The sequence below is a fragment of the Microbulbifer thermotolerans genome (assembly GCF_900112305.1).
Classification (GTDB): Bacteria; Pseudomonadota; Gammaproteobacteria; order Pseudomonadales; family Cellvibrionaceae; genus Microbulbifer; species Microbulbifer thermotolerans.
In genome coordinates, this window is the sequence record NZ_FOKT01000004.1 from 350,470 (window position 1) to 374,328 (window position 23,859).

At 57.8% G+C, this 23,859-nt stretch carries 18 protein-coding genes and 1 tRNA gene; 4 read left to right on the plus strand and 15 right to left on the minus strand.

Translation table 11 applies throughout. From position 1 onward, the window contains the following. Positions 1-2 precede the first annotated feature (2 nt). From BM155_RS08465 to rpsU, 10 genes are all read right to left on the minus strand, one after another. On the minus strand, positions 3-1,643 hold the full coding sequence (locus BM155_RS08465) for an RNA-binding domain-containing protein (protein ID WP_074902403.1): 1,641 nt from the start codon (positions 1,641-1,643) through the stop codon (positions 3-5). Then, positions 1,640-3,223, minus strand: coding sequence for a restriction endonuclease subunit S (locus BM155_RS08470; protein WP_074902406.1), 1,584 nt, complete (start codon positions 3,221-3,223; stop codon positions 1,640-1,642). Before BM155_RS08470 ends, BM155_RS08465 begins: the two co-directional genes overlap by 4 nt. Next, a complete protein-coding gene (locus BM155_RS08475) occupies positions 3,223-6,030 on the minus strand; it encodes a type I restriction endonuclease subunit R (RefSeq protein WP_175487774.1) in 2,808 nt (935 codons plus the stop codon). The genes BM155_RS08470 and BM155_RS08475 overlap by 1 nt, the downstream gene beginning before the upstream one ends. Positions 6,031-6,640: 610 nt before the next feature. Next, a tRNA-Ile gene (locus tag BM155_RS08480) sits at positions 6,641-6,717 on the minus strand. A 105-nt stretch (positions 6,718-6,822) separates the two neighbouring features. Next, positions 6,823-7,836 (minus strand): autotransporter domain-containing protein, encoded by a 1,014-nt coding sequence (locus BM155_RS08485; RefSeq protein ID WP_074902411.1) that lies wholly within the window; start codon positions 7,834-7,836, stop codon positions 6,823-6,825. A 108-nt stretch (positions 7,837-7,944) separates the two neighbouring features. Further along, positions 7,945-8,337 (minus strand): diacylglycerol kinase, encoded by a 393-nt coding sequence (locus BM155_RS08490; RefSeq protein ID WP_074902414.1) that lies wholly within the window; start codon positions 8,335-8,337, stop codon positions 7,945-7,947. A gap of 125 nt (positions 8,338-8,462) precedes the next feature. Continuing rightward, complete coding sequence (gene rpoD / locus BM155_RS08495) at positions 8,463-10,316, minus strand: RNA polymerase sigma factor RpoD (RefSeq protein WP_074902416.1); 1,854 nt, start codon at positions 10,314-10,316, stop codon at positions 8,463-8,465. A gap of 171 nt (positions 10,317-10,487) precedes the next feature. Further along, positions 10,488-12,410: a DNA primase gene (gene dnaG / locus BM155_RS08500; RefSeq protein ID WP_074902419.1), complete on the minus strand. Its 1,923-nt coding sequence runs from the start codon at positions 12,408-12,410 to the stop codon at positions 10,488-10,490. A 19-nt stretch (positions 12,411-12,429) separates the two neighbouring features. Next, positions 12,430-12,876 (minus strand): GatB/YqeY domain-containing protein, encoded by a 447-nt coding sequence (locus BM155_RS08505; protein ID WP_067150783.1) that lies wholly within the window; start codon positions 12,874-12,876, stop codon positions 12,430-12,432. Between the two features lie 292 nt (positions 12,877-13,168). Next, positions 13,169-13,384: a 30S ribosomal protein S21 gene (gene rpsU / locus BM155_RS08510; RefSeq protein WP_020411530.1), complete on the minus strand. Its 216-nt coding sequence runs from the start codon at positions 13,382-13,384 to the stop codon at positions 13,169-13,171. Between the two features lie 228 nt (positions 13,385-13,612). Between rpsU and tsaD the strand changes: the two genes are divergently transcribed. The 3 genes from tsaD to folK are packed head-to-tail and all read left to right on the plus strand — an operon-like array spanning position 13,613 to position 15,534. Beyond that, positions 13,613-14,647, plus strand: a complete 1,035-nt coding sequence (gene tsaD, locus BM155_RS08515) for a tRNA (adenosine(37)-N6)-threonylcarbamoyltransferase complex transferase subunit TsaD (RefSeq protein WP_074902422.1) — start codon at positions 13,613-13,615, stop codon at positions 14,645-14,647. 3 nt (positions 14,648-14,650) lie between these two features. Then, positions 14,651-15,031 (plus strand): dihydroneopterin aldolase, encoded by a 381-nt coding sequence (folB, locus tag BM155_RS08520; RefSeq protein WP_067150788.1) that lies wholly within the window; start codon positions 14,651-14,653, stop codon positions 15,029-15,031. Between the two features lie 11 nt (positions 15,032-15,042). Continuing rightward, positions 15,043-15,534 (plus strand): 2-amino-4-hydroxy-6-hydroxymethyldihydropteridine diphosphokinase, encoded by a 492-nt coding sequence (gene folK / locus BM155_RS08525; protein ID WP_074902592.1) that lies wholly within the window; start codon positions 15,043-15,045, stop codon positions 15,532-15,534. Positions 15,535-15,592: 58 nt separating this feature from the next. On the opposite strand, the gene BM155_RS08530 is transcribed toward folK, so the two are convergent. Together BM155_RS08530 and BM155_RS08535 are read right to left on the minus strand one after the other, a co-directional pair. After that, on the minus strand, positions 15,593-16,321 hold the full coding sequence (locus BM155_RS08530) for a pteridine reductase (RefSeq protein ID WP_074902424.1): 729 nt from the start codon (positions 16,319-16,321) through the stop codon (positions 15,593-15,595). Continuing rightward, positions 16,314-17,537 carry a multifunctional CCA addition/repair protein gene (locus BM155_RS08535; RefSeq protein ID WP_067150794.1) on the minus strand — a complete coding sequence of 408 codons (1,224 nt, stop codon included), beginning with the start codon at positions 17,535-17,537 and terminating at the stop codon, positions 16,314-16,316. Before BM155_RS08535 ends, BM155_RS08530 begins: the two co-directional genes overlap by 8 nt. Before the next feature lie 537 nt (positions 17,538-18,074). On the opposite strand from BM155_RS08535, the gene BM155_RS08540 reads away from it, so the two are divergent. After that, the gene (locus BM155_RS08540) at positions 18,075-18,641 is read left to right on the plus strand and encodes a helix-turn-helix domain-containing protein (RefSeq protein WP_067150797.1); all 567 of its coding nucleotides are present in this window, start codon (positions 18,075-18,077) and stop codon (positions 18,639-18,641) included. 34 nt (positions 18,642-18,675) lie between these two features. Here the strand turns inward: BM155_RS08540 and BM155_RS08545 are convergent, their stop codons facing one another. The 3 genes from BM155_RS08545 to BM155_RS08555 all read right to left on the minus strand — a co-directional run bounded on the left by BM155_RS08545 (position 18,676) and on the right by BM155_RS08555 (position 23,553). After that, positions 18,676-20,265, minus strand: a complete 1,590-nt coding sequence (locus BM155_RS08545) for a SpoVR family protein (RefSeq protein ID WP_074902427.1) — start codon at positions 20,263-20,265, stop codon at positions 18,676-18,678. Further along, positions 20,265-21,545: a YeaH/YhbH family protein gene (locus tag BM155_RS08550; protein WP_067150802.1), complete on the minus strand. Its 1,281-nt coding sequence runs from the start codon at positions 21,543-21,545 to the stop codon at positions 20,265-20,267. Before BM155_RS08550 ends, BM155_RS08545 begins: the two co-directional genes overlap by 1 nt. Positions 21,546-21,630: 85 nt before the next feature. Next, entirely contained in the window at positions 21,631-23,553 is a 1,923-nt protein-coding gene (locus BM155_RS08555) for a PrkA family serine protein kinase (RefSeq protein WP_067150805.1), read from the minus strand. Positions 23,554-23,859: the final 306 nt, after the last annotated feature.

Here is a 23,859-nt window from a genome sequence, read left to right on the forward strand (position 1 = left end):
TTTTACTTAGACAAGCGCCACGTTCGCCCAGAAACATTTACAACTCCTTGATTTTTAAGGGATTGAAGAAGGTTTTTCACCTTGTGATACTTCTGATGTTCGTCTAGGATATCGGGCAGTTTGTCTAACAGAAGACGATCGATATCGGCACGCCTGGCGCTCCCGAACTGCTCCAGATATTCGACTATCAGCTGTTTGTAGTGTTGATCGTCAAAGGCCCGGTTGCGGATGTACTCGGCTTTTTCGCCACTGCGCTGAGCGACCTGCGCCGAAATGTAGTAGTTGGGGCGGCGCCCCTCTATCAGCCCCTTGCTTTTGAGGTGCCGGGCCTGATCAGTCGTCAGCGGCTTTTTCTTCTGCACCCGATCCAGCAAGATAATGTCATCCAGCGACAAATCAGAACACTCCGCGAGCTTTCGGGCGTAAGCCAGATCCAGCACCCGGCCGGTGATCACAACTTCAACACGCCCATTGGCGAGATTGTATTCCGGTAGCGGGAAGAAACGCTGCTTCTGGATCAGGAACATCTTGCGGATACCGCTGCCAATGGTGTCGATCATATTCAGATTCACCATGGCATCTGCCAGAAAACGATTACGGTAGCGGCTTTCGGGGGCATCGGCGCGCACAACGGACTCCACTGATCCCGGAATAAATTCCCCCTGATTGCTGAAGCAGAGGCGACCATCCTCGAACTCTACCAGGGTAACTTTGCCTCCCAACTCATAGTCCTGATGTGCAATCGCATTGTTCAGGGCTTCGCGGATGATATAGGGGTCGTACTGATCAACTTCTTCCGGAAACAGCGTACCTTCAATCATATAGCGGTACTTCAGGTTACGAACTTTACGGAATACCTCGTCGACAGTCAGCAGCAGTGGACAGCTGAAATGTTCATAGTCCCGCTCCAGTCCATCCCTGTCCTTCAGAATCCAGGTAATGGTGGCCGATGCGGGATTGAGCCAATGAGCCGCTTCCGGCTTGCCCAACAGCAGTATCGCGGTCCGGGTAATCTGACTGTTAATCGTAAGCTTGGCCTTGTTCAGGAACGTAGGCGTGTCCCACTGCTGCATCACTTCCGCCAGTTTGGGGTTCTTTTTCGCGAAGCTCGTCCTGGCCTGCATAATCGCGCCCGGGTCCAGATCCTCCAGAGAAGCACCGGGCAGTATTCCCGCGCTCCAGTCGCTCGCGCGGTTCTGCGCCCGGATTCGTTCTATCTCTTCCAGATTCAATGGCCCCAATGATTCACCATCACGGCCATAGTAATGCCCTTCCCAGGCAATCGGCGTTCCCTGAGGAGCCGCTGGAATTTCAAATAACAGCACCCGCCCCTGGGGATGTTGCACTTCATGAATGTCGACAAAGGTCAGACGATGAGTAGTTTTATCCGCCACCTCTTTTTTCAGGGATTGCAGATCGCTGGCACTGGGCCGGAAGCGGGTGCCCACCACCGTGCGATTGTTCTTTACACCGAACACCAGCCAGGCCGTTTTACGCCGGCACAGGTTGGCTTCATTACTCAACGCCGAGAAGTATTTGCCCAACTTGCTAAAATCGAACTGGTTTTTGGCTTCCTTGAACTCTACCACCTCGGTTTCACTGGGCAATTCCAGCAGGCTGGCCAGACGTTGCTCCGGATTCACTGTGCCACCTCCCTGGGCTTTCGACCCCGTTTGGCTGCCGTTTTTTTGCCCTTTGCAGCCGCCTGTTGAGCTGCTTTCTCCGCCTGAATCCGGGCCAGCAGCTCGCTGGCGGGTTCGTCGTTGGGGTCCTGTGGCACCAGCTGACCGGAAAAGGCTTTTTTTAGTATGGATTGACGGAGAGTCTCGCTCTTAGCTAGTTGAACCTCGATACCCTGCAAAATAGAGTCAACATTAGATAGTTGTGCGTCGAGCTTTCTTACGATTTCAGCTTGCTCTTCGAATGATGGAACTGGAATAGGTAATTTTCTACATATTTCAAGAGTCAAGTTGAATTGTCCCGCCGTCGCTTTTGACTGTGCCATCATGTAATTTACAGTTTTCTCGAATAATAAAAATTTACTCAAGAATTTTGGCAGTAGCACTGCGCTTCGGTATATCGCAATAGCTTGATTAATATTCCATTCGCTGTGCGATTCAGGAACTATTGACACTTTTCCTAGAGGTGGCCCCACGATATTCATGAGGACATCGTTTGGATAAACCTTAGAGCGCGCCAAAAACTCATTATGGGTTTTCGCACTTACAAACGTCGGCTCTATCGAAAAATCCAGCGTTCCATTCTTGGTTAGATTGTAAACCTTAATAAACGGAATATCACCGGAATTTACAAATAGCTCACTTTTTGCCGGAGTCGTTCCCTTCGTAATATAATCGCAAAGATGTTCAGCTTTTAAGCACACCCAATCAGCGGGCATTCTTGCCAAATAGTAGTCACTTGGAAAGTGGTAGAGCTCAACTTTGTCTTGTTCCTTGGGCTTGCTCGGCTTTTTCCCTTTTTTACCATTCGCTTCCCATTTTTCTACGGCAGCCTTCCACTCCTCCAGCTGCTGCTGGTACCGGGCTTCGCGTTCTTTCTGGATGCGGGCGAGGAGTTGTTCCGGGGTTTCCAGTTTGTCCTTGTTTTCCTCCCGCCACTGGGCGGTCAGCTTGCCTTCAAAGGCGTGTTTGAGCACGGCCTGGCGGTAGAGCTTGAGCTTCTCCCGGGCGGTTTTCAGGGCGGCGATGCCGTTGTCCAGCTCGGAGAATAGTTCTTCGATTTTGGCAACAATGCGTTTTTGTTCGTTAAAAGGAGCGAGATTTATTTTAATTTTCTCAAAGTTTCGCTTATTGACTATGGATATAGTTGTCGCCGTAGACATTTCCTCAAGCTGTTTTCTAAACTCGCTTGACTGCACTTGGTAAAATAGGAATTTTGGAAAAATTTCATTACTTGGAACTATTGCATTTATTTGTTGGTTGAACGCTACTGGGACAGTATTAAGCGCTGCTCTTCCTAAATTTCCAATACATGAAACAAGAATTGAATTTTCAGGTAGTATTCGTGCTAATTGAGCCCCTTTATCTGAAAGAGTTTCATCTCCAACTGACACTATCTGATTATTGAGTTGCGGTGGTTTTATGTAGGGAAGATTCCCACCATAATTACTAGGATCTTTGGTTGATGGTGTGTTGCCTGTTATGCAAACCCCTGCCTCACCTATACGAATTTGAATCCATGAACATGGGATTACTTTTCCCATCACGCCACCAACTCCCGATTCAGTTCATCCATCACCCAGTTCATCCTGTCACCAAACAGCTGATACATGCGCCCCAGCCCACCCTGGGCATCGAAGGGGGCCATATCCAGGTCGTCCGCTTCCAGATGGAAGGAGCTGGCGATATGGTCGCGGATCAGATGCAGCCATTGCATCTGCTGTTCGTTGAATTTTTCACTGCCACCGGCGTGGTATTTCATAATCCAGTCCTGAAAGTTTTTTCTTACGGTACTGCTGAAGGGGGTCAGGGTGGTGTCGATGCCGCAAACACGGCGGATCAGTGCCACCAGAGCCGTCAGTTCGGTCAGGGGGTTGTCGCCCCGGTAGTTGTCCAGATGGGCATAGGCCTGCCAGATGCGCAGGGGCGCCAGCTTGGGACGGTCCTGCTTCAGGGTTTCCAGCAGGGATTTGATCTGGGAATAGGTCACCTCTGAACGCCGGGCGGGCGTTTTGAAGTAGATGGTCAGGGCGTCGATCTGATCCGCCTGCTCGCGCAGGTAGTCGGCAAATTCCTGTACCAGCGCCCGGGCGTTTTCTTCGGTCTCCCCGGCCCACTCGGCCCGGATCACTTCATCCAGATCATCGTGAACGATGGTCTGTTCCTTGTCGCGGCGGATGCTGTCGATCAGTTCGATCAACTCGCCGTTGAACACATTGGCGGCCTGACTGACCAGTGCTTTCTGGGCCCGGTTGCGGGCGTCATCGCCGGGGTCACTGCCTGGGGGCAGGCCGGCGATTTCCAGTGCCTTTTCTTCTACCCGGTCACCATCGATGGCGTTGAACAGTTCTCCAACAATGACCAGCAGTGGCGTGCCGCCGGCTTTTTCCGCAATACGGGCGCGCTCCTTGTCGTCCAGTTGCTTGTCCAGTCGCGCCAGCCGCCCGGCCAGGGAGGAGACGGTATCCGTATCGCTGGCGCCCATCATCACGCCCATGGCCAGGTCTTTGAGCGGCACACTGGGTTTGGTGATCAGCGGCTGGCTGGCGGTTTTCACCGATTTCGTGACCCCGATGGCGTCCACAATCACATAGTGGGTTTTGGCGGTTTTCGCCGATGGCGTCACCTTTTGCAGGCTGTCCTTGTCCAGGGTGCGGGTGCCGCGTCCTTTCATCTGTTCAAAGTAGTTCTTGCTCTTCACATCCCGCATAAAGAGCAGGCATTCCAGCGGCTTGACGTCGGTGCCGGTGGCGATCATGTCCACAGTGACGGCAATCCGCGGGTAGTAGTCATTGCGGAACTGGGAGAGTACCGATTTCGGGTCTTCGCCCTTTTCAATGACTTTTCCGTCAGCATCGGTTTTGTCTTTAGCCACGCGGTAGGTGACCTTTTTGCAGAACTGGTTGCCCTCGCCAAACTCCTCGCGCACGGTCTGGATGATGTCATCGGCGTGGCTGTCGGTCTTGGCAAAGATCAGGGTTTTGGGCACCTCCTTTCGGCCGGGGAACAGGGTTGGCAGAGAATCCTTGAAGGCGCGGATTACGGTGCGGATCTGGTCCGGGTTAACGATGTCCCGGTCCAGCTGTTTGGCGGAATAAACTTCATCTTCGTCCTGAGTTTCCCAGCGCTTGCGGCGGGTGGTGCGCTCGCGCTTCTCCACCTGCTGTTCGGCAGTGATCTTGCCGCCCTGTTTGGTTTTTTCCGTTTCAATGACGAAGATTTCGTTACCTACATTGACCCCATCGGCCACGGCCTTTTCGTGGTCATATTCACTGACCACATTCTTGTGGAAAAAGCCGTAGGTACGGTTATCCGGCGTGGCGGTGAGTCCCACTAGATAGGCGTCGAAGTATTCCAGCACCTGCCGCCACAGGTTGTAGATGGAGCGGTGGCATTCGTCGATGATGATCACGTCGAAAAATTCCGGCGGGATCTTCTCGTTATACACCACCGGGAGGGGTTCTTTGGGTCTGGTCAGCTGCTCGGCCGGGTTCTGCTCTTCCAGTGACTCGTCCAGGGGTTCGTCCTTGAGAATGGAGTACATGCGCTGGATGGTGCTGATGCAGACCTGGGCATCACTGGCAATATACTGGCTTTTCAGGCGCTGGACATTGTAAAGCTCGGTGAACTTGCGGTTGTCATCATTGGGGACATAGTTCATGAACTCCTGCTCCGCCTGTTCTCCCAGGTTTTTGGTGTCCACCAGAAACAGGATGCGGTTGGCGCTGACAGGTTCCCGCAACAGGCGGTAGCAGGCGGTAATCGCCGTAAAGGTTTTGCCGGAGCCGGTGGCCATCTGGATCAGGGCGCGGGGTTTGTCTTGTTTAAAGGACGCTTCCAGGTTGGTAATGGCGGTGATCTGGCACTCGCGCAAACCCTCGGTGTTCAGGGGCGGAAAGTCCTGCAGGCGGCCGCGCAGGCTTTTCGGCTCCCTGAGCCATTTTGCCAGGGTTTCCGGGCGGTGGAAGTTGAACACCTCGCGGGAGCGCGGGTGCGGGTCCAGCCCGTCGGTAAAGCGGGTGATCACACCGGTGCTTTCATAGACAAAACGCAGGGGCTGGCTGTTGTTGACCCACTTCAGCGTGGCACTGGCATACCCTTGAGACTGATCTTCAACCGTGGTGATTTTCTCCCCCCAGGATTCGGATTTGGCTTCAATTACGCCCACGGCCTGTTTATCCACGAACAGGACGTAATCCGCCGGGCCTACATCGGTCTGGTATTCGCGCACGGCCACACCCGGGGCGGCGGAAAAGTCGATTTTCTTTTTGTCCTGCACCGCCCAGCCCGCTTGCCGGAGCTGGGCGTCTATGTGATCACGAGCGATTTGTTCGGGGTTTTGGTTGATCATGCTCACTTCTTTTTAGACTGATTGCTGTTGATGCTTGCCTGCTCAGTACGTTTAAGCAGTTCATCAATTCCGTAATTGAATAATGCACATCGTTTGTAGAGGCTTTTCAGAAGCACTATTTATACGGTTACTTTATTGAGCAAGATGTCATAGCCTGACTGTCCCTGGTTTTTTGGCGAGGCCAGTAGTAGGCATTTAGTGTTCGCCTGATATACGGCGAGATAGTAGTAGCTTATAACTGTGCCTCTCGCCGTTTTTTGCGAATAACGGGGAAGAATACCACGGCTTTTAGATCTAGCGACAATTTACGATTTGAAGCTGTACTATGTGCGCCTGTATGCAAATAAATGATGGAGGAATATAAAAGTTGTGCGGCATTTTGGGAGCCAGTAATAGGGCGCTGAATCGGTGATTTCTGTTTGGAAATAAAAGCTCGATACCAAATGGCACTATGCCCTGGGCCGAAGAAAGGGCGAAGCTGGATAGAAGTGTGAAAAGGAAAATAGAGTAACGAACGATTGCTTACTTCTCGCTTATTCTCTTGCCGATAGATACACAACCATGCTGGCTACGTTACGACTTCGGAACTGGCGGGGTTTAATGAGAAAGATGGTGGGCCCTCCGGGACTCGAACCCAGGACCTGCCGATTATGAGTCGGATGCTCTAACCAACTGAGCTAAGGGCCCCCAATGCGGTCTCGCGGTCGCGAGAGGGGTGGGAAATTACCTGATTTTTCTTTGCGGATCAATGGGTTCCTTTCGTTTGCTGCGTTTTCGGTGAGGTGGTCTGGATTACCAGGCCCAGCTCAGCCCTAGGTTGGCGCTTATGTCGCTCCAGTCGTAGTCATCCGCGGCGCTGCGGTAGCGGATATCGAGGGATAGGTCGGCAAAGGGCAGTTGCAGCAGGCGGGTGCCCAGGCCCAGTTCCAGCCAGCGGGCGCCGCGGGGGCTTTTCAGTTCCAGCTGGCCGCTGCCGTAGAGTTCGTCGTCGCCGTCCAGGGTGTACCAGAAGTTGGCGAAGGCGAAGTGGGGCTTGCCGGTGGCGTAGGCGCGCAGGCCGAGGCGTAGATTGAGTTCCGGGGTCACTCCGGTATCCATGCGGTAGCCGTTGGCGGAGAAGGCGTTCAGGCTGGTGTAGTTGGCGAGCAGCTGTGCCTGGGGCTCCAGGTTGTAGTGTTCGCCGAGCGCTATGTCGAGCCCGCTCTCCGCGGACAGGGCGATTTGTACACCGTGGCGGGTGGCACTTCTGCCGCTATGGGCGCGGCTGTCCGTACGCAGATAGGCCAGTTTGGCCTGGAGGTCGAAATAGTGGCCGGTGTTGCGGTAATCGCTGAAGTAGGCGCCGATAAAGTGGCTTTGCAGTTGATTTTGTCCCACCGGGAGGTTTGCGCCGCGTTCGCTCAGCAGGGCGCTGCTGTCGCCGTTGACGAAGCTGCTGCCTGCGCTGATGCCGCCCTGCTGGCTGCCGCGGCAGGAGGGGCTGCTGTAGAGGTCGCGGCTGATTTTCAGGCTGCTTAAGGTGCCGTCGATGCGGCTGGGTGTGTCGCCCTGCCAGTCGAGTTTCAGGTCGCCGTGGTGGAGTTGCAAGCGGATGTTGTTGTAGCCCGCAGGGTCGCTTCGCCATTCCTGGCGGCGTTGCTGAAAGCCGTCCAGTTGGTCCAAGGAAACCAGCAGGGCGAGTTTCTTGATTTGGGTGTGGACTACCAGTTCGCTTGTGGCCGGGGTCCCCTGGGAGAGTCCCTCAGCGGGCAGCGTGATGCAGAGTATCGCCGCCAGGCTGGCGGGTGACAGGGGCTTGAGCTGCATAAACCTTCCTTGGCTCAATTACTATCTCTGTACAGAAATTGTAGCTGGCACTGCGGCCTTGGCCGCTCTGGAAGGAGGCTGGCGGAAAAGTGTTGCTCTGCTGGCCGGTCAGCCGCCGATCCAGCGCGGCAGGAGTATGCAGCCCCAGGTAAACAGCCACAGCAGCAGGGAGAGGGACACAGCGGCGGAGCCGGTGTCTTTGGCGAATTTGGACAGGGGGTGTTTTTCGGGGCCAATGCGGTCGATGGCCGCTTCCACCGCACTGTTAAGCAGTTCGACGATCATTACCAGCAGGGTGGCGCCGATCATCATCGCGCGTTCAACGCCGCTACCGCCGAGCCACAGGGCGAGGGGGATCAGGAATACGGCCAGGGTGACTTCCTGGCGGAAGGCGGCTTCGTTGCGCCAGGCGGCGAGGAGGCCTTGCCAGGAGTAGCAGGTGGCGTCGATCAGTCTGGTGATGCCGGTTTTGCCGGGTTTGTTGGTGAATTCTTCTTGCATACGAGGTTTCGTGCGGCGCAATTTCTTTCACCCTTTACCTCGGCCTTAGGCGAGGGTGGGGGCTTGCGCGATCTTTCGTTTCATAAAAAAGCCCGGCGGTGCCGGGCTTTCCAGTGTAGCAGTTCTCAGCCTTCGTCGAGGAAGCTGCGCAGGTGCTCGGAGCGAGACGGGTGGCGCAGCTTGCGCAGGGCCTTGGCCTCGATCTGGCGGATGCGCTCGCGGGTCACGTCGAACTGTTTACCCACTTCTTCAAGCGTGTGGTCGGTGTTCATGTCGATACCGAAGCGCATGCGCAGTACCTTGGCTTCGCGCGCGGTCAGGCCTGCGAGCACGGCGCGGGTGGCGTCGTGCAGGCCGGTCTGGGTGGCGGTGTCGACCGGGGAGGCCTGGTTGGCGTCCTCGATGAAGTCGCCCAGGTGGGAGTCTTCGTCGTCGCCGATCGGAGTTTCCATGGAGATGGGCTCCTTGGCGATCTTCAACACCTTGCGCACTTTGTCTTCCGGCATGTCCATGCGCTCGCCCAGTTCCTCCGGAGTGGGTTCGCGGCCCATTTCCTGCAGCATCTGGCGGCTGATGCGGTTGAGCTTGTTGATGGTCTCAATCATGTGCACCGGAATACGGATGGTGCGCGCCTGGTCCGCGATGGAGCGAGTGATCGCCTGGCGGATCCACCAGGTGGCGTAGGTGGAGAACTTGTAGCCACGGCGGTATTCGAATTTGTCCACCGCTTTCATCAGGCCGATATTGCCCTCCTGGATCAGGTCGAGGAATTGCAGGCCGCGGTTGGTGTACTTCTTGGCGATGGAGATCACCAGGCGCAGGTTGGCCTCAACCATTTCCTTCTTGGCGCGGCGCGAGCGGGCCTCGCCGATCGACATGCGGCGGTTGATTTCCTTGATCTGGCTGATTTCCAGGCCGGCACGCTCCTGGCATTGGGCCAGTTTGCGCTGTGCGCGGATAATGTCGTCCGCCACATGGCGCAGGGCGTCGGAGTAGTCGCGCTTTTTCTTGATGACGGCCGGGATCCAGTCTTCGTTGATCTCGTTGCCGGGGAATTCCTTGATAAAGGTTTTGCGCGGCATCTTCGCCTTTTTGATGCACAGGTTCATGATGGTGCGCTCCTGTTCGCGCACCTCGTCGAGAATGCTGCGCACCTCGTTGTACAGCGGGTCAAATTGGCGTGGGGCCAGTTTGAAGTAGCGGAAGATTTCGCCCACGGCCTCCATGGCGGCACCGGCCTCTTTGGAGTCGCGGCCGAATTTCTTGATCGCGGCATCGGCTTTTTTCTGCGCGGCGATCAGGAGCTTCATGCGCTCTGCGAGCTCTTCCGGGTCGATGCCGCTGGCATCTTCCTCTTGGGTGCTGGAGTCGTCGTCATCGTCGGCGTCGACGTCAGCGGTGTCGGCGTCGGCTTCCTCCGCGGCTTGGCCGGCTTGGGCGCCGGGGGGGACGTCTTCGGCCGGGTCCAGCCAGCCGGCGACAATGTCGGCGATGCGGCGCTCTTCCTGGTCGATTAGCTGGTATTCATCGATTATCTGCTGCACGGCGCCGGGCCAGTAGGCGAGGGCGGCCATAAGTTCGCGCAGGCCCTCTTCGATCCGTTTGGCAATGGCGATTTCGCCCTCGCGCGTGAGCAGTTCTACGGTGCCCATCTCGCGCATGTACATGCGTACCGGATCGGTGGTGCGGCCTACGTCGGATTCCACTGCAGCCAGGGCGGCGGCGGCTTCGGCGGCGGCGATTTCGTCGGCGGAGCTGTCGCCCTCGGCCATCAACAACTCTTCGGCATCCGGTGCGCTCTCGAACACCTTGATGCCCATGTCGTTGATCATGCCGATGATGTCTTCCACCTGATCGGGATCGGAGATGTCCTCCGGCAGGTGGTCGTTCACTTCGGCGTAGGTCAGATAGCCCTGCTCTTTACCGCGGGCGATCAGTTCCTTGATGCGGGAAGTCTGCTGTTGGGTGTTGTCGGTCATGCACAACCCTGAAACGTAAGGAGAAATACGGGACAAAGACGCGGGATTATAGCGTATTTGCGGTAGCAATAACCACTTGTGACTGTCAAGTGGTGGTTTGTGTGGTTTCTGGTTTCCTACCTCCGGGGTGACTGATAATGGTGGCGGGCGTCCGGGATTCAAGGGGGCGGGCTATTCGCGCTTGCGCCAGTTGGCGAGCAGGGCGAGTTGCTCCGCGCTCAGTTGCCCCCCGGAGGCCTTGAGTTGGGCCAGTAGGTCGCGGTTGCGCTGTTTCCGTGCGGCCAGTTCTAGTCTCTGCAGGCAGTCATTGAATTCGGCTGCCGGGTCGTATTCCAGCTTTTCGTCGCCCTGGGCCAGGTGTCGTACGCCGCTGACCAGCTGTGAGGCGGCGAGTCGGGCGAGGATTTCGCAGGAATCGGCGCCGTGGTGGGCGCGCCAGTAGCCCAGCAGCTGGTTCAGATTGTAGTCGGGGCGGCTCTTGAGCAGGTCCACCAGGTCCGCGAACAGGGCCAGGTCCGGGTGTCCGCGCTGGCGGAAGTAGTCGCTGTCGTCGATCTGCTGTGCCAGGTGCGGGTGGTGCAGCAATAGGGCGATGAGCATGCGTTCGGTCGGCAGGCGATGCTGTCCGCGGCGGTGCGGCTGTGGCGGCGCGGGCACGTGGTGTTCCGGCGGTGGCGCTTCGGCTTCGGCGGACGTTTGGCCGGGATCGCGTGCTGGCGGTGGTTCCGGAGGCTGTGGTTGTGTCTGCGCGGTTCGGGCTTTTTCCGCGATGATAACTTCCTGCAGGGTGTCTCTGTCCAGGCCGGTGCGGGCGGCCAGCTGCTGGAACATCAGCTGGCGGTAGACGCCTTCCGGCAGCAGGTCCAGCAGGGGCGCGGCCAGTTTTGACAGGCGCGCGCGGCCGTCCATGGTCTGTAGGTTGATGCCTTCCCCCAGCAGGTCGAAGAGGAAGTCTTCCAGGGGCCGCGCCTGCTCATCGAGCAGCTGGTTGAAACGCGCTCCGCCCAGTTGGCGCACCAGGGTGTCAGGGTCTTCCCCTTCCGGCAGCAGCAGGAAGCGCAGGCTGCGGCCGTCCTGCATGTGGGGGAGCGCGGCCTCAAGGGCGCGCCTGGCGGCGGCGCGGCCCGCGCGGTCGCCGTCGAAGCAGAACACCAGTTCCTGCGTGTGGCGGAAGGCCAGCTGTATATGGTCTTCGCCGCAGGCGGTGCCCAGGGTGGCTACGGCGCAGCGGATGCCGAATTGTGCCAGGGCCACCACGTCCATATAGCCTTCCACCACAATGAGCCGCGCCAGGTCGCGGTTGGCCTGTCGCGCTTCCCAGAGACCGTAGAGTTCGCGCCCCTTGTGGAAGATCGGGGTTTCCGGCGAGTTGAGGTATTTCGGCTTTTCGTCCCCCAGTACCCGGCCGCCAAAGGCGATGGTGCGGCCGCGCTGGTCGCGGATGGGGAAGATAATGCGGTTGCGGAAGCGGTCGTAGTGGTGGCGTCGCCCCGGCTCCGTGCGCCCGTCGCTGTCTTGGCGGCGGATGGCGAGTCCCGCCTGTTCTAGCAGATCCGCTTTCTGCGGTGTGGTGCCGAGGGCGTTGAGCAGGTTGTCCCATCCCGGCGGCGCCAGGCCTATGCCGAAGTCCCGCGCTATTTCGCCGGATACGCCGCGGTTGCGCAGATAGGCCACGGCGGGTCCCGCGGCAGGGTGGTTGCGCAGTTGGTCGCGGTAGAAATCGGCGGCCTGTTCGGTGAGCTGATAGAGAGACAGGGCCTCCCTCTGGCGTTTTTCCTGGCCCGGGCTGGGCTGTTCCCTCGGTACCTCCAGCCCCTGGCTGGCGGCCAGCTTTTCCACCGCCTCGGGGAAGCCGAGGCGGTCGTAGTCCATCAGGAAGCCGATGGCGTTGCCGTTGGCGCCGCAGCCAAAGCAGTAGTAGAACTGCTTGTCTGGGCTGACGGTAAACGAGGGAGTTTTTTCGTCGTGAAACGGGCAGCAGGCGGAATAGTTTTTTCCGGTCTTGCGCAGTTTGACCCGGCTGTCCACCAGATCGACGATGTCTACCCGCGCGAGCAGGTCGTCGATAAAGTGCTGGGGTATTTTGCCGGCCATGCGCTCGGGTTCCGCGCTGTCAGCCCAGCTGGGCCTTGACCAGCTTGCTGACCGCGCCCATATCCGCACGGCCCTGCACCTGGGGTTTAACCTGTGCGATCACCTTGCCCATGTCGGCCATGCCGGCGGCGCCGGTCTCTTTGATGGCGGCGGCGACGATTTCGTTGATTTCCGCTTCGGACAGCTGTTCGGGCAGGAATTCCTGGATGACATCAATCTCGGCCTGTTCCACTGCCGCCAGTTCGGCGCGGCCGGCTTTTTCGTATTGTGCGATGGAATCTCGGCGCTGTTTAATCATTTTGTCCAGCAGGGCCAGGATGCGGGCGTCATCCGGCTCAATGCGCTCGTCCACTTCCACGCGCTTAATTTCGGAGTTGATCAGGCGCAGGGTTGCCAGGCGCTCTTTGTCGCGGGCTTTCATTGCGTCTTTGGTGGCCTGGGCCAGGGTTTCCTTGAGAGTGCTCATGGTAGTTGTTCCGTTTTCGTGTGGGGTTTACTGCCGTGTAGGAAGGGAGTGTAGGCGAGCGGCCTCGGCGTAAGCTGGCGGCGCGATCGCGGCTGCTCCCTCCCGCAAGGGGTTGAAGCGGTGTGCGGCCAAGAATAGCGCTTTCGCGGCAAACAAAAAACGGCGGGCGCCGGCTGAGAATATTGGGATATCGAATAAAAAACGGCGCACGAGACGGGCTCGCACGCCGTTTTTGTTTTCCGCTCTGGGCTGATTGCCCGCCCGGCGCCTGTTTGCTGCGCCGGTGGCCCGATTAATACAGGCGTTGGAATTTGCGGTTTTCGCGCTGCAGCTTCTTGGCGTGACGCTTTACGGCAGCAGCTGCCTTGCGCTTGCGCACGGCAGTCGGCTTTTCGTAAAACTCGCGGCGGCGCACTTCAGACAGTACACCAGCTTTCTCACAGGAGCGCTTAAAGCGGCGCAGGGCGATATCAAAAGGTTCGTTGTCTTTGATTCGTACAGAGGGCATTCGATTACCTGTAAAATTCGTTTCTCTCGGCCATTCCGGCTACTGCTTGCTCTCGCCTCGCAGTTGCAACCCGGAGGCCGGTCCACAGCGAGGGCGCAAATTCTAAACACTCCAAAGCGGGATCGCAAGACTTTTTGTCAAGCGCTCGCGGGAGCGGATTTCTGCAGCCCTGCGGGCTTTCCAGTATGATAGCGGCCTTTTCAACCAGTCACGAGAGATCAGGGCCAAGTGCGAGTTCTGGGTATAGAGACCTCCTGCGATGAAACGGGGGTAGCGATTTACGACACCGGGAAGGGGCTGCTTGGTCACGCGCTCTTCAGTCAGGTGGATCTGCACGCGGAATATGGCGGTGTGGTGCCGGAGCTGGCCAGCCGCGATCATGTGCGCAAATTGCTGCCGCTGGTTCGCGAGGTAATGCGCAGGACGGATACCCATCCGCGCGACCTGGACGGTATCGCCTATACGGCGGGACCGGGCTTGGTGGGGGCGCTGATGGTGGGCGCCTGTGCCGGGCGCGCTCTGGCATATGGCTGGGGGCTTCCCGCGGTGGCGGTGCACCATATGGAGGGGCATCTGCTGGCCCCGATGCTGGAAGAGCGTCCACCGAGTTTCCCCTTTGTTGCCCTGTTGGTGTCCGGCGGCCACACGCAGCTGGTGGATGTGCGCGGCCTGGGGGATTACCGCCTGATGGGGGAATCTCTGGATGACGCCGCCGGAGAGGCGTTCGACAAGGCGGCGAAAATGTTGGATCTGGATTACCCCGGTGGCCCGCGGCTGGCGGCGCTGGCAGAGAAGGGTGATCCGGAGCGCTTTACTTTTCCGCGCCCCATGACCGACCGGCCGGGCTTGGATTTCAGTTTTTCCGGTCTCAAGACCTACACCCTGACCACTGTGCGCCAATACGCCCAGGCGGATGGATTGCCGGATGAGCAGACCTGCGCGGATATCGCCGCGGCTTTTCAGGAGGCGGTGGTGGATACCCTGGTGATCAAATGCCGCCGCGCTATTCGGGTTTCCGGTCACAAGACTCTGGTGGTCGCTGGCGGGGTGTCCGCCAACAAGCTGCTGCGCACACGCCTGGAGTCCAGGCTGCGGGAAGAGAGGGCGGGCGTTTATTACCCGCGCCATGAGTTCTGCACCGATAACGGCGCCATGATTGCCTACGCCGGTTGCTTGCGCCTGCAGGCGGGAGAGCGGTCCGGCCTGGCGGTGGAAGTGCGGCCGCGCTGGCCGATGATGGAATTGGATGGGAGCCTCAGCTGAGCGATGGATATCGTTTATATACGGGATTTAAAGGTAGACACTATCATCGGTATCTACGATTGGGAGCGCGAGGTGCGCCAGACGGTGAGTCTGGACTTGGAGATGGCCTTTGATATCAGCGAGGCTGCGCGGACCGATGATATTCGTCATACCTTGAACTACAAAGCCGTTGCCAAGCGCTTGATTGCCTTTATTGAGGAGAGCGAGTTTCTTCTGGTGGAGACCATGGCGGAAAAAGTGGCGGCCATAGTGCGTGAGGAATTCGCGGTTCCCTGGCTGCGCCTGCGGCTGTCCAAGCCCGGTGCCGTGCGCGGATCGCGGGATGTAGGTGTGATTATCGAGCGCGGAGAAAGACCGGCGACCGGTGCGGCGTCGGCGATTTGAAGGTGACGGGTGTGGTGGAAGTTTTATTGGGCCTCGGCAGCAATATCGATCGCGAGCGGAACATTCGCGCGGGGCTTAAGGCCCTGGCCGGAGAGTTTGGGCGGCTGCGAGTTTCGCGGGTTTTCGAAAGTGTGGCCGTGGGTTTCGATGGCGACAACTTCTACAACCTGGTGGTGGCGATTCACACGGCGCTGCCTGTCGGTCAACTGGCTTTGCGTTTGCGTGGGATCGAGGATGCCAACGGGCGCCTGCGTGCCGGACCCAAATTCAGTGCCCGCACGCTGGATATCGATATTCTGATCTATGGTGATCTGACCGGTACCGTCGATGGAGTCAAGCTGCCGCGGGCGGAAATCGAGAAAAATGCCTTTGTGCTGCAACCGTTGGCGGAGCTGGCTCCGGATTGGGTGCACCCGCTCACGGGCAAGAGTTTCGCGCAGATGTGGGCGGAGTACGACAAAACCAAGCAGAAGCTGTGGCCCGTGGCGTTTGATTGGCCGTAGACTGAATCCCCCCTCCCTGTGCTGCAGGCGGGATCTTTCCTGATTTCTTCCGTGGTGCTCAGATATTGAGGCTGCGCCCGCCGTCTACTGCAATTACCTGACCGCTGATATAAGGTGCCTCACTGACGAGGAAGCGCACGGTGCGCGCTACGTCTTTCTCGCAGCCGGTGCGGGCCAGCGGGATACGCTCGAGTATCCGGGTCTTCGCCGCTTGGTTCGCGTTTTCCTGCTCGGGCCACAGAATGGCGCCGGGGGCCAGGGCGTTGACCCGCACGCGGGGCGCCAGCTCCAGAGCCAGGCTCTTGGTCAACATCACTAATCCGGCTTTGGCGATGCAATAGATCGGGTGCCCGGGCATGGGGCGCTCGGCGTGAATATCCGCCATATTGACGATACAGCCTTTACCTTGGGCGAGGGTGTCCGCCAGTGCTTGGCTGAGAAAGAAAGGGGCCTTCAGGTTGCTGCCGATCAGCTGTTCCCAGGCGGATTCGTCGGCGGTGTCCAGCGGGGTGGGGAAAAAGGCGGATGCGTTATTGACGAGTACTTCGATGCTGCCCCATTGGGCCGCGGCGCGCACGGCCAGCTGTTCGCAGTCGGCGGCGGTGGCCAGTTCGCTTTGCAGGGCAATGGCGGAGTCGGGGCGCAGGCGGTTTAGCTCCTCTACCAGAGTGTGCGCAGCGTCGGCAGAGCGGCGGTAGTGCACTGCCACCCGGTGGTCCCGGTGCAATTCGCGGGCGATGGCGCGCCCCAGGCGGGCGGCGGCTCCGGTAATCAGGGCGTTACGCATTGGGGTAGCTTTCCTTTACCTTGGCGATGGCGCGGACCCGCGCCCGGTCCAGGGCTTTGCCCAGGGCGGCCCCTTCGTAGCCCTGTTCCATCAACTCTTTTGGGGAGACCCCGCACGCGGCTTCGCGCACGGCGCGCAGGTAGTCCACTTGGGGGTATGGCCTGTCTTGCAGTCCTTTGCGACCGCGGGCGTCCGACTCGCAGGCGAGCAGGAACTGCTCAAACCGCTCGGGTCGGCGCAGGGCGTCTAGGGCGCGCAGTAATTTCATCAGTGTCTGCGGGCGCAATTCAAAGGCTTTGTGGCAGTGGAGGTGATACTCACACACGCCGGTGGCCAGGGCGGTCAATTCTTTGGGGGCGCGCCAGCGGCGGCAGACTTCGCGGACCAGCGGCAGGCCCGCGCGCTCGTGGCCGCGGTGGCTGGGGAGGATTTCCTCCGGGGTTACCCCTTTGCCCAGATCGTGCAGCAGTACAGCGAAGCGCACTGGCAGCTGTGGTGGCGCCGCGCGCAGTGCCAGCATGACGTGTTCGCCGGTATCGATTTCCGGGTGGTGTATGGCCGGCTGGGGTACGCCGAACAGGCGCTCCAATTCCGGCAACAGTATCTTCAGGGCGCCGCAGTCGCGCAGTACGCGGAAAAAGACATCGGGGTCCGGCTCGGTCAGGGCGCGGCTGACTTCCTTCCATACCCGCTCCGCCACCAAATGTTGGACTTCCCCTTGGTTCACCATCTGCCGCATCAGCGCCATGGTTTCGTCGGCGATGGTGAAGCCGAGGTGGTGGTAGCGGGCCTTAAAGCGGGCAACCCGCAGTATGCGCAGCGGGTCTTCCGCAAAGGCGGGGGAAACGTGGCGCAGCAGGCGCGCTTCCAGGTCGGCCCGTCCGCCGTAAGGGTCGACGAGCTCACCTTGGTCGCTCTCCGCCATGGCGTTAATGGTGAGGTCGCGGCGCAGCAGGTCCTGCTCCAGGGTGACATCGGAGCTGGCGTGAACGGTAAAGCCGCCGTAACCGTGGCCGCTTTTGCGCTCGGTGCGCGCCAGTGCGTATTCGTCGCCGGTATCGGGGTGCAGGAACACGGGAAAGTCCTTACCCACCGGGGTGAATCCGAGTTCGCGCATGTGGGGTTCGTCGGCGCCGACCACAACCCAGTCGCGCTCGTGTACGGGTCTTCCGAGCAGTTTGTCGCGCACAGCGCCGCCGACCAGGTAAATTTTCACGGAGAGCACTCCAGGGAGGGAAGGAGCAAGATATGCCGGGTTACGCGGTGCGCTGCCATAAATCCAATACTTTTGGCGCCGCCCGGGGCGGGATCTAGGGAAAAGTCCGAAGCTTTTGCAAGATAAAAAAAAGGCCCCAAAAAAACAAGGGGCCCAGGGTCTTAGGGTATTCGGTAGGGAATATCCATTTGCCATTCAAAGAGACTGATGCCCCGATGCCTGGTGAGGGGCTACCGCTTTGTGGCGGCTCGGCAGCCAACCGCTCTGCCGAATGATTGTCATTCTATTCCACCTGTCATAACTGTCAACTCTATCTTTCAGTATTTTTTGAGGGGGTTTCCGCGCCGTTCGTCAATAAAAATATAGGTGCCGAGTTTCGGGCTGGTTTTTTAGTTCTGAACAGCATAATTTATAAGATTGGCATGAAAAAACAGGATAATTTGATGTTGCGGGCTGCGATTATCCGCCGCCCGTCGCTCAGATGGACGTGGAAGGCATTTGCCCGTTACCGCGGGATGTTTGGGGGAAGACATAAAGATGAATGAACTGCATGTACTCACTACCGGAGAGGCGGCCAAGTACTGTGGTGTGAACTTCCGCACGGTGATTCGCTGGATAGAGCGGGGACAGCTAAAGGCGTACAAGTTGCCCGGTCGTGGTGACCACCGCATTTGCGTGGAAGACTTTGTCGGTTTTCTGCGCGATAACGCCATGCCGATACCCAGTGAGCTGGCCGCCGCCAGTCGCAAGGTGCTGCTGCTGACCGACAATCCCGAACTGACCGCCGCCGGTCGCCAGGCACTGCAGGAAGCCGGCTGCGATGTGGAGGTGGCTGGCGACAGCTTTGTCGCCGGGGCCCTGATGGCCGGTAGCAAACCTGCGCTGATGGTAATCGATGCGTGCTTCGTGGGTGCCAAGGGGTTTCAGATTCTGGACCACCTGCGCTCCCGCAGTGAATACGCCAATGTGCGTGTATTGGTCATTGCGTCTGCTGAGGACCGGGACCAACAGCGCTGGCTCGACGCCGGTGCCGATGCCCTGGCCGATTATCCAGTGGCGCGCAGCGAACTGGCAGCTAAGGTGAAGTTGTTGCTCGACGTTTGATTATCCAAGTCTGCCGATTTACGCATCATAGCTTTTAGATCGGTTTTGGAACGAGCATGGACTCCTCTTCGCTATCGGAACGGTCGCGGCCGATCTCCGGGCAGTGGTAGCTGGCGGTAATCTCATCGCCGTTGAGGCTGTGCAGGTGTACGTCGAACCCCCACAGGCGATGCAGGTGTTTGAGCACTTCGCCAGTGTCCTTGCCCAGAGGCCTGCGCCAGTGCTGGGTGTGGTGCAGGGTCAGTGAGCGGTCGCCGCGGGTATCCACCGAATAGACCTGGATATTTGGCTCGCGATTTCCCAGGTTGTACTGACCTGCCAGGGTGGCGCGCAGTTCGCGGTAGCCATCTTCGTCGTGTATGGCGCTGACCAGGATTTCGCTTTCCCGGTCGTCGTCGGTGATACTAAAGAGCTTCAGATCACGCATAACCTTTGGCGACAGGAACTGCAGAATAAAGCTTTCGTCCTTGAAGTCGCGCATGGCGAACTGAAGCGTCTCCTTCCAATTGCTCCCGGCGATATCCGGAAACCACTGGCGGTCCTCTTCGGTCGGGTTTTCACAGATGCGTCGCAGATCGCTGAATATGGCAAAGCCGAGGGTGTAGGGGTTGATGCCGTTGTAATAGGGGCTGTCGAAAGGCGGCTGATAGATCACATTGGTATGGCTTTGCAGAAACTCCATCATGAAGCCGTCTGTTACCCGTCCCCGGCGGTACAGCTCTGACAGCAGGGTGTAGTGCCAGAAGGTGGCCCAGCCTTCGTTCATTACCTGGGTTTGACGCTGTGGGTAAAAATATTGCGCCAGCTTGCGCACGATGCGCACCAGTTCGCGTTGCCAGTTTTCTAAAAGCGGTGCATTTTTTTCAATAAAATACAGGATATTTTCCTGTGGCTCTTCGGGAAAGCGCTGTTCCTCGCTTTCCTCTTCACCGGTGCCAGATTTTGGAATCGTCCGCCACAAATCGTTCAGTTGGCGTTGGCGGTATTCCTCCCGCTCTTTTTGTCTCCGTTCTTCCTCCACCGCTGAAATGGGATAGGGCCGCTTGTAGCGGTCCACTCCGTAATTCATTAAGGCGTGGCAGGAATCGAGAACGGCCTCGACTTCATCCAGACCATAGCGCTCCTCGCAGCTGGCGATGTAATTCTTGGCGAAAATCAAGTAATCGATGATGCTGCTGGCATCCGTCCAGCTGCGGAAAAGGTAGTTGTTTTTAAAGAAAGAATTGTGTCCGTAGCAGGCGTGAGCGATCACCAACGCTTGCATGGTCATGGTGTTTTCTTCCATGAGATAGGCGATACAGGGATTGGAGTTGATCACTATCTCATAGGCCAGCCCCATCAGGCCGCGCTGGTAGTTGTTTTCGATGTTGATGAACTGTTTGCCGAAAGACCAGTGGTGATAGCCCACGGGCATGCCCACCGATGAGTAGGCGTCCATCATCTGTTCGGAGCTGATGACTTCGATTTGATTGGGGTAGGTGTCCAAGCCGAATTCATCGGCCAGCTCAGCGATGGCCCGGTCGTACTTTTGAATCAGTTCGAAGGTCCACTCGGATGTAGTGGATATGGGGCCGCTGGAGTCTGACTCGGACGCATCCGCGCCGGTGGTGTAGGTATCGAGCATCAGGCGGGCACCTTCTGGCTGAACAACTGGCGGAAGACTGGATAGATGTCTGAGACGTCGACAATCTGTTCCATGGCGAAGTGGTTCGGGAAAAGCTCGCGTACGCGCTCGTATTCTTCCCAAAGTGCCTGGTGATCCCGGGGCGTGATCTCCACATAAGAGTAGTACTGCACGTAGGGCATAATGTCGTCGATCAGAATTTTGTGGCAGGTGCTGGAATCATCGTTCCAATTGTCTCCATCGGACGCCTGGGCGCCGTAAATATTCCACTCGCTGGCGGGGTAGCGCTCCCGCATGATGCGGCGCATTAGTTTCAGAGCGCTGGAAACAATGGTGCCGCCGGTTTCGCGGGAATAGAAAAACTCTTCTTCGTCTACTTCCTTGGCACTGGTGTGGTGGCGGATAAATACCACCTCGGTGTACTCGTAGCTGCGCCGCAGGAACAGGTACAAGAGCAGGAAAAAGCGCTTCGCCATATCTTTGGTGGCCTGATTCATGGACCCGGAGACATCCATCAGGCAAAACATCACGGCGCGGGACCGAGGGCGGGGCTGTCGCACCAGGAGGTTGTATTTGAGGTCGAAATCATCGAGATAGGGTACGCGGTCGATGCGGCGGCGCAGCTCTTCAATCTTTCCGCGCAGCTGTTCGAGTTTGCGCTGATCGCGCAGGGCCGGGTCTTTGGCTTCCTCTTGCGCCAGCTCGATTTCCAGCTCGCGGAGATTGCGCCGTTTACTACTGGTCAGTGCGATGCGTCGTGCATTAGCGGCGCGCAGGGAGCGGACCACATTGAGGCGGCCGGGCGTGCCCTCGTTACTGATGCCTGCGCGCACAACCTGAAAAGCGTCATTACCTGTCAGGCGGCGCTTAATCATATTCGGCAGTTGCAATCCCTCGAACATAAAGTCCAGAAATTCTTCCTGGGAAATCTGGAAAACGAAATCATCCATGCCCTCGCCGCTGTCGCTGGCGTTGCCGCCGCCACCGCCGCCACCTTCCTGCTGCCCCTGCCGGGGGACGCGATCGCCGGCGACAAACTCTTTATTGCCGGGCAACACCCGCTCTACACGTCCGCCGGGACCGTGGGAGAAGACGGGTTCTCTGATATCCCGGGTGGGGATGCTGATGCGCTCGCCCTTTTCCATATCGGTAATGGAGCGGCTGTTCATCGCCTCTCCGACAGCCTTTTTGATATGGGCTTTATAGCGGCGCAAAAAGCGCTGGCGGTTGACCGTGCTTTTCTTTTTGCCGTTCAGCCGGCGGTCGATGATATAGCTCATATTACTGCCTCTGCGTCGAACCATACCCAACTGCGGATCTTGCACTCAGCAACCGGATACCATTCGCCCTTGACCGCTCCAATTGCTACTGCGATTTGCGCACACGCAGATACCATTCCGAAAGCAGTCTGACCTGCTTCTCTGTGTAGCCCCGCTCCACCATGCGCGCGACAAAGTCCGCGTGTTTTTTCTTGTCATCCGCCGATGCCTTGGTGTTGAAGGAAATTACCGGCAGCAGATCCTCGGTGTTGGAGAACATCTTTTTCTCGATTACTGCGCGCAGTTTTTCGTAGGAACGCCAGTCGGGATTTTTTCCCTGGTTGTTGGCGCGAGCGCGCAGCACGAAATTGACGATTTCGTTGCGGAAGTCCTTCGGGTTGGAGATGCCGGCGGGTTTTTCAGTTTTTTCCAGTTCCTCATTCAAGGCGCCGCGGTCGAGGATTTCCCCTGTCTCCGGGTCCCGATATTCCTGGTCTTGTATCCAGAAATCTGCGTAGGTGACATAGCGGTCAAACAGGTTCTGACCGTACTCGGCGTAAGATTCAAGGTATGCGGTTTGTATCTCCTTGCCGATAAACTCCACATAGCGTGGCGCCAGATATTCCTTGATAAAGCCGAGATAGGTTTCCTGTACTTCCGGAGGAAACTGCTCCTGTTCAATCTGCTGTTCCAGCACATAAAGGAGGTGTACCGGGTTGGCGGCAACTTCGGTGGGATCGAAGTTAAACACCTTGGAGAGTATCTTGAACGCAAAGCGGGTGGAAAGGCCGGTCATGCCCTCGTCGACACCGGCATTGTCCCGATATTCCTGGATGGTTTTTGCCTTCGGATCTGTATCTTTGAGATTTTCACCATCATAGACCCGCATCTTTGAATAAATGCTGGAATTTTCGGGGTTCTTGATGCGGGACAGCACGGAGAACTGCGCCAGCATGCGCAGGGTGTCCGGTGCGCAAGGTGCATTGGCCAGAGAACTGTTTTCCAGCAGTTTGCCGTAAATCTTGATCTCCTCCTGTACGCGCACGCAGTAGGGGACTTTGACGATATAGATACGGTCCAGGAAGGCTTCGTTGTTGCGGTTGTTGCGGAAGGACTGCCATTCGGATTCGTTGGAGTGCGCCAGTATGGTGCCGTTGAAGGGGATGGAGCCCAGCCCTTCCGTGCTGTTGTAGTTGCCTTCCTGAGTGGCAGTGAGCAACGGATGCAGTACCTTGATGGGCGCCTTGAACATCTCCACGAACTCCATCAATCCCTGATTGGCGCGGCACAGGCTGCCGGAAAAGCTGTAGGCATCCGGATCATTTTGGGGGAAATCTTCCAGTTTTCGAATATCTACCTTGCCCACCAGTGAGGAAATATCCTGGTTGTTTTCGTCCCCCGGTTCCGTTTTGGCGATAGCGATCTGGTCGAGAATGGAAGGGTAGATCTTCACGACGCGGAACTTGCTGATGTCGCCCTTGAATTCATGCAGGCGTTTCATCGCCCAGGGCGACATAATGGTATTTACGTAACGGCGGGGAATCCCGTAATCCTCTTCCAGGATCTGTCCGTCTTCGCTGGGGGAGAAGAGGCTCAGTGGCGACTCAAACACCGGTGAGCCTTTGATGGCGTAGATGGGAACTTTCTCCATCAGTGCCTTCAACCGTTCCGCCAGAGAAGACTTGCCACCGCCCACCGGGCCCAGCAAGTAGAGGATTTGTTTCTTTTCTTCCAGTCCCTGAGCGGCGTGGCGGAAGAAGGAAACGATCTGTTCTATGGCTTCTTCCATGCCGTAGAACTCATCGAAGGCTTTGTAGCGCTTGATTACTTTGTTGGAGAAAATCCGTGACAGGCGGGGGTCGCGGGAGGTGTCCACCAGCTCCGCCTCGCCGATAGCCATCAGCATGCGTTCGGCGGGGGACGCATAGGCGCTGCGGTCATTTTTGCACAGTTCCAGGTATTCCTGAATGCTGAGTTCTTCATCCTGGATGGACTCGTATCTCTCCAGGTAGTGATTGAATATCGTCATGATGTACAACTCCCTGTAGCGTGTCGGACAGCATTCGGCGTATTGCCAGCCGCAGTGGACAAGCACATTGCATACTGCGTCAATGGATTGTCGGGCTGGCGAGCTGGGGCGGGCGCCCGCTCCTCAGGCTGCGCGAATGCTGGAAGGCGCTTGGCGCGAAACACTATCTTTATGGTGGCAGTCATATCGCTCTGCCGTGCGAGAGCAATGACAAATTGGTGCTCCCGCTTTTCCAGCATAGTTCGCGGCGGCGAAGCGGCGCCAAAATGGGTTGAATTGAGCGGCAGTTTTAGGCTCTACTAGGCG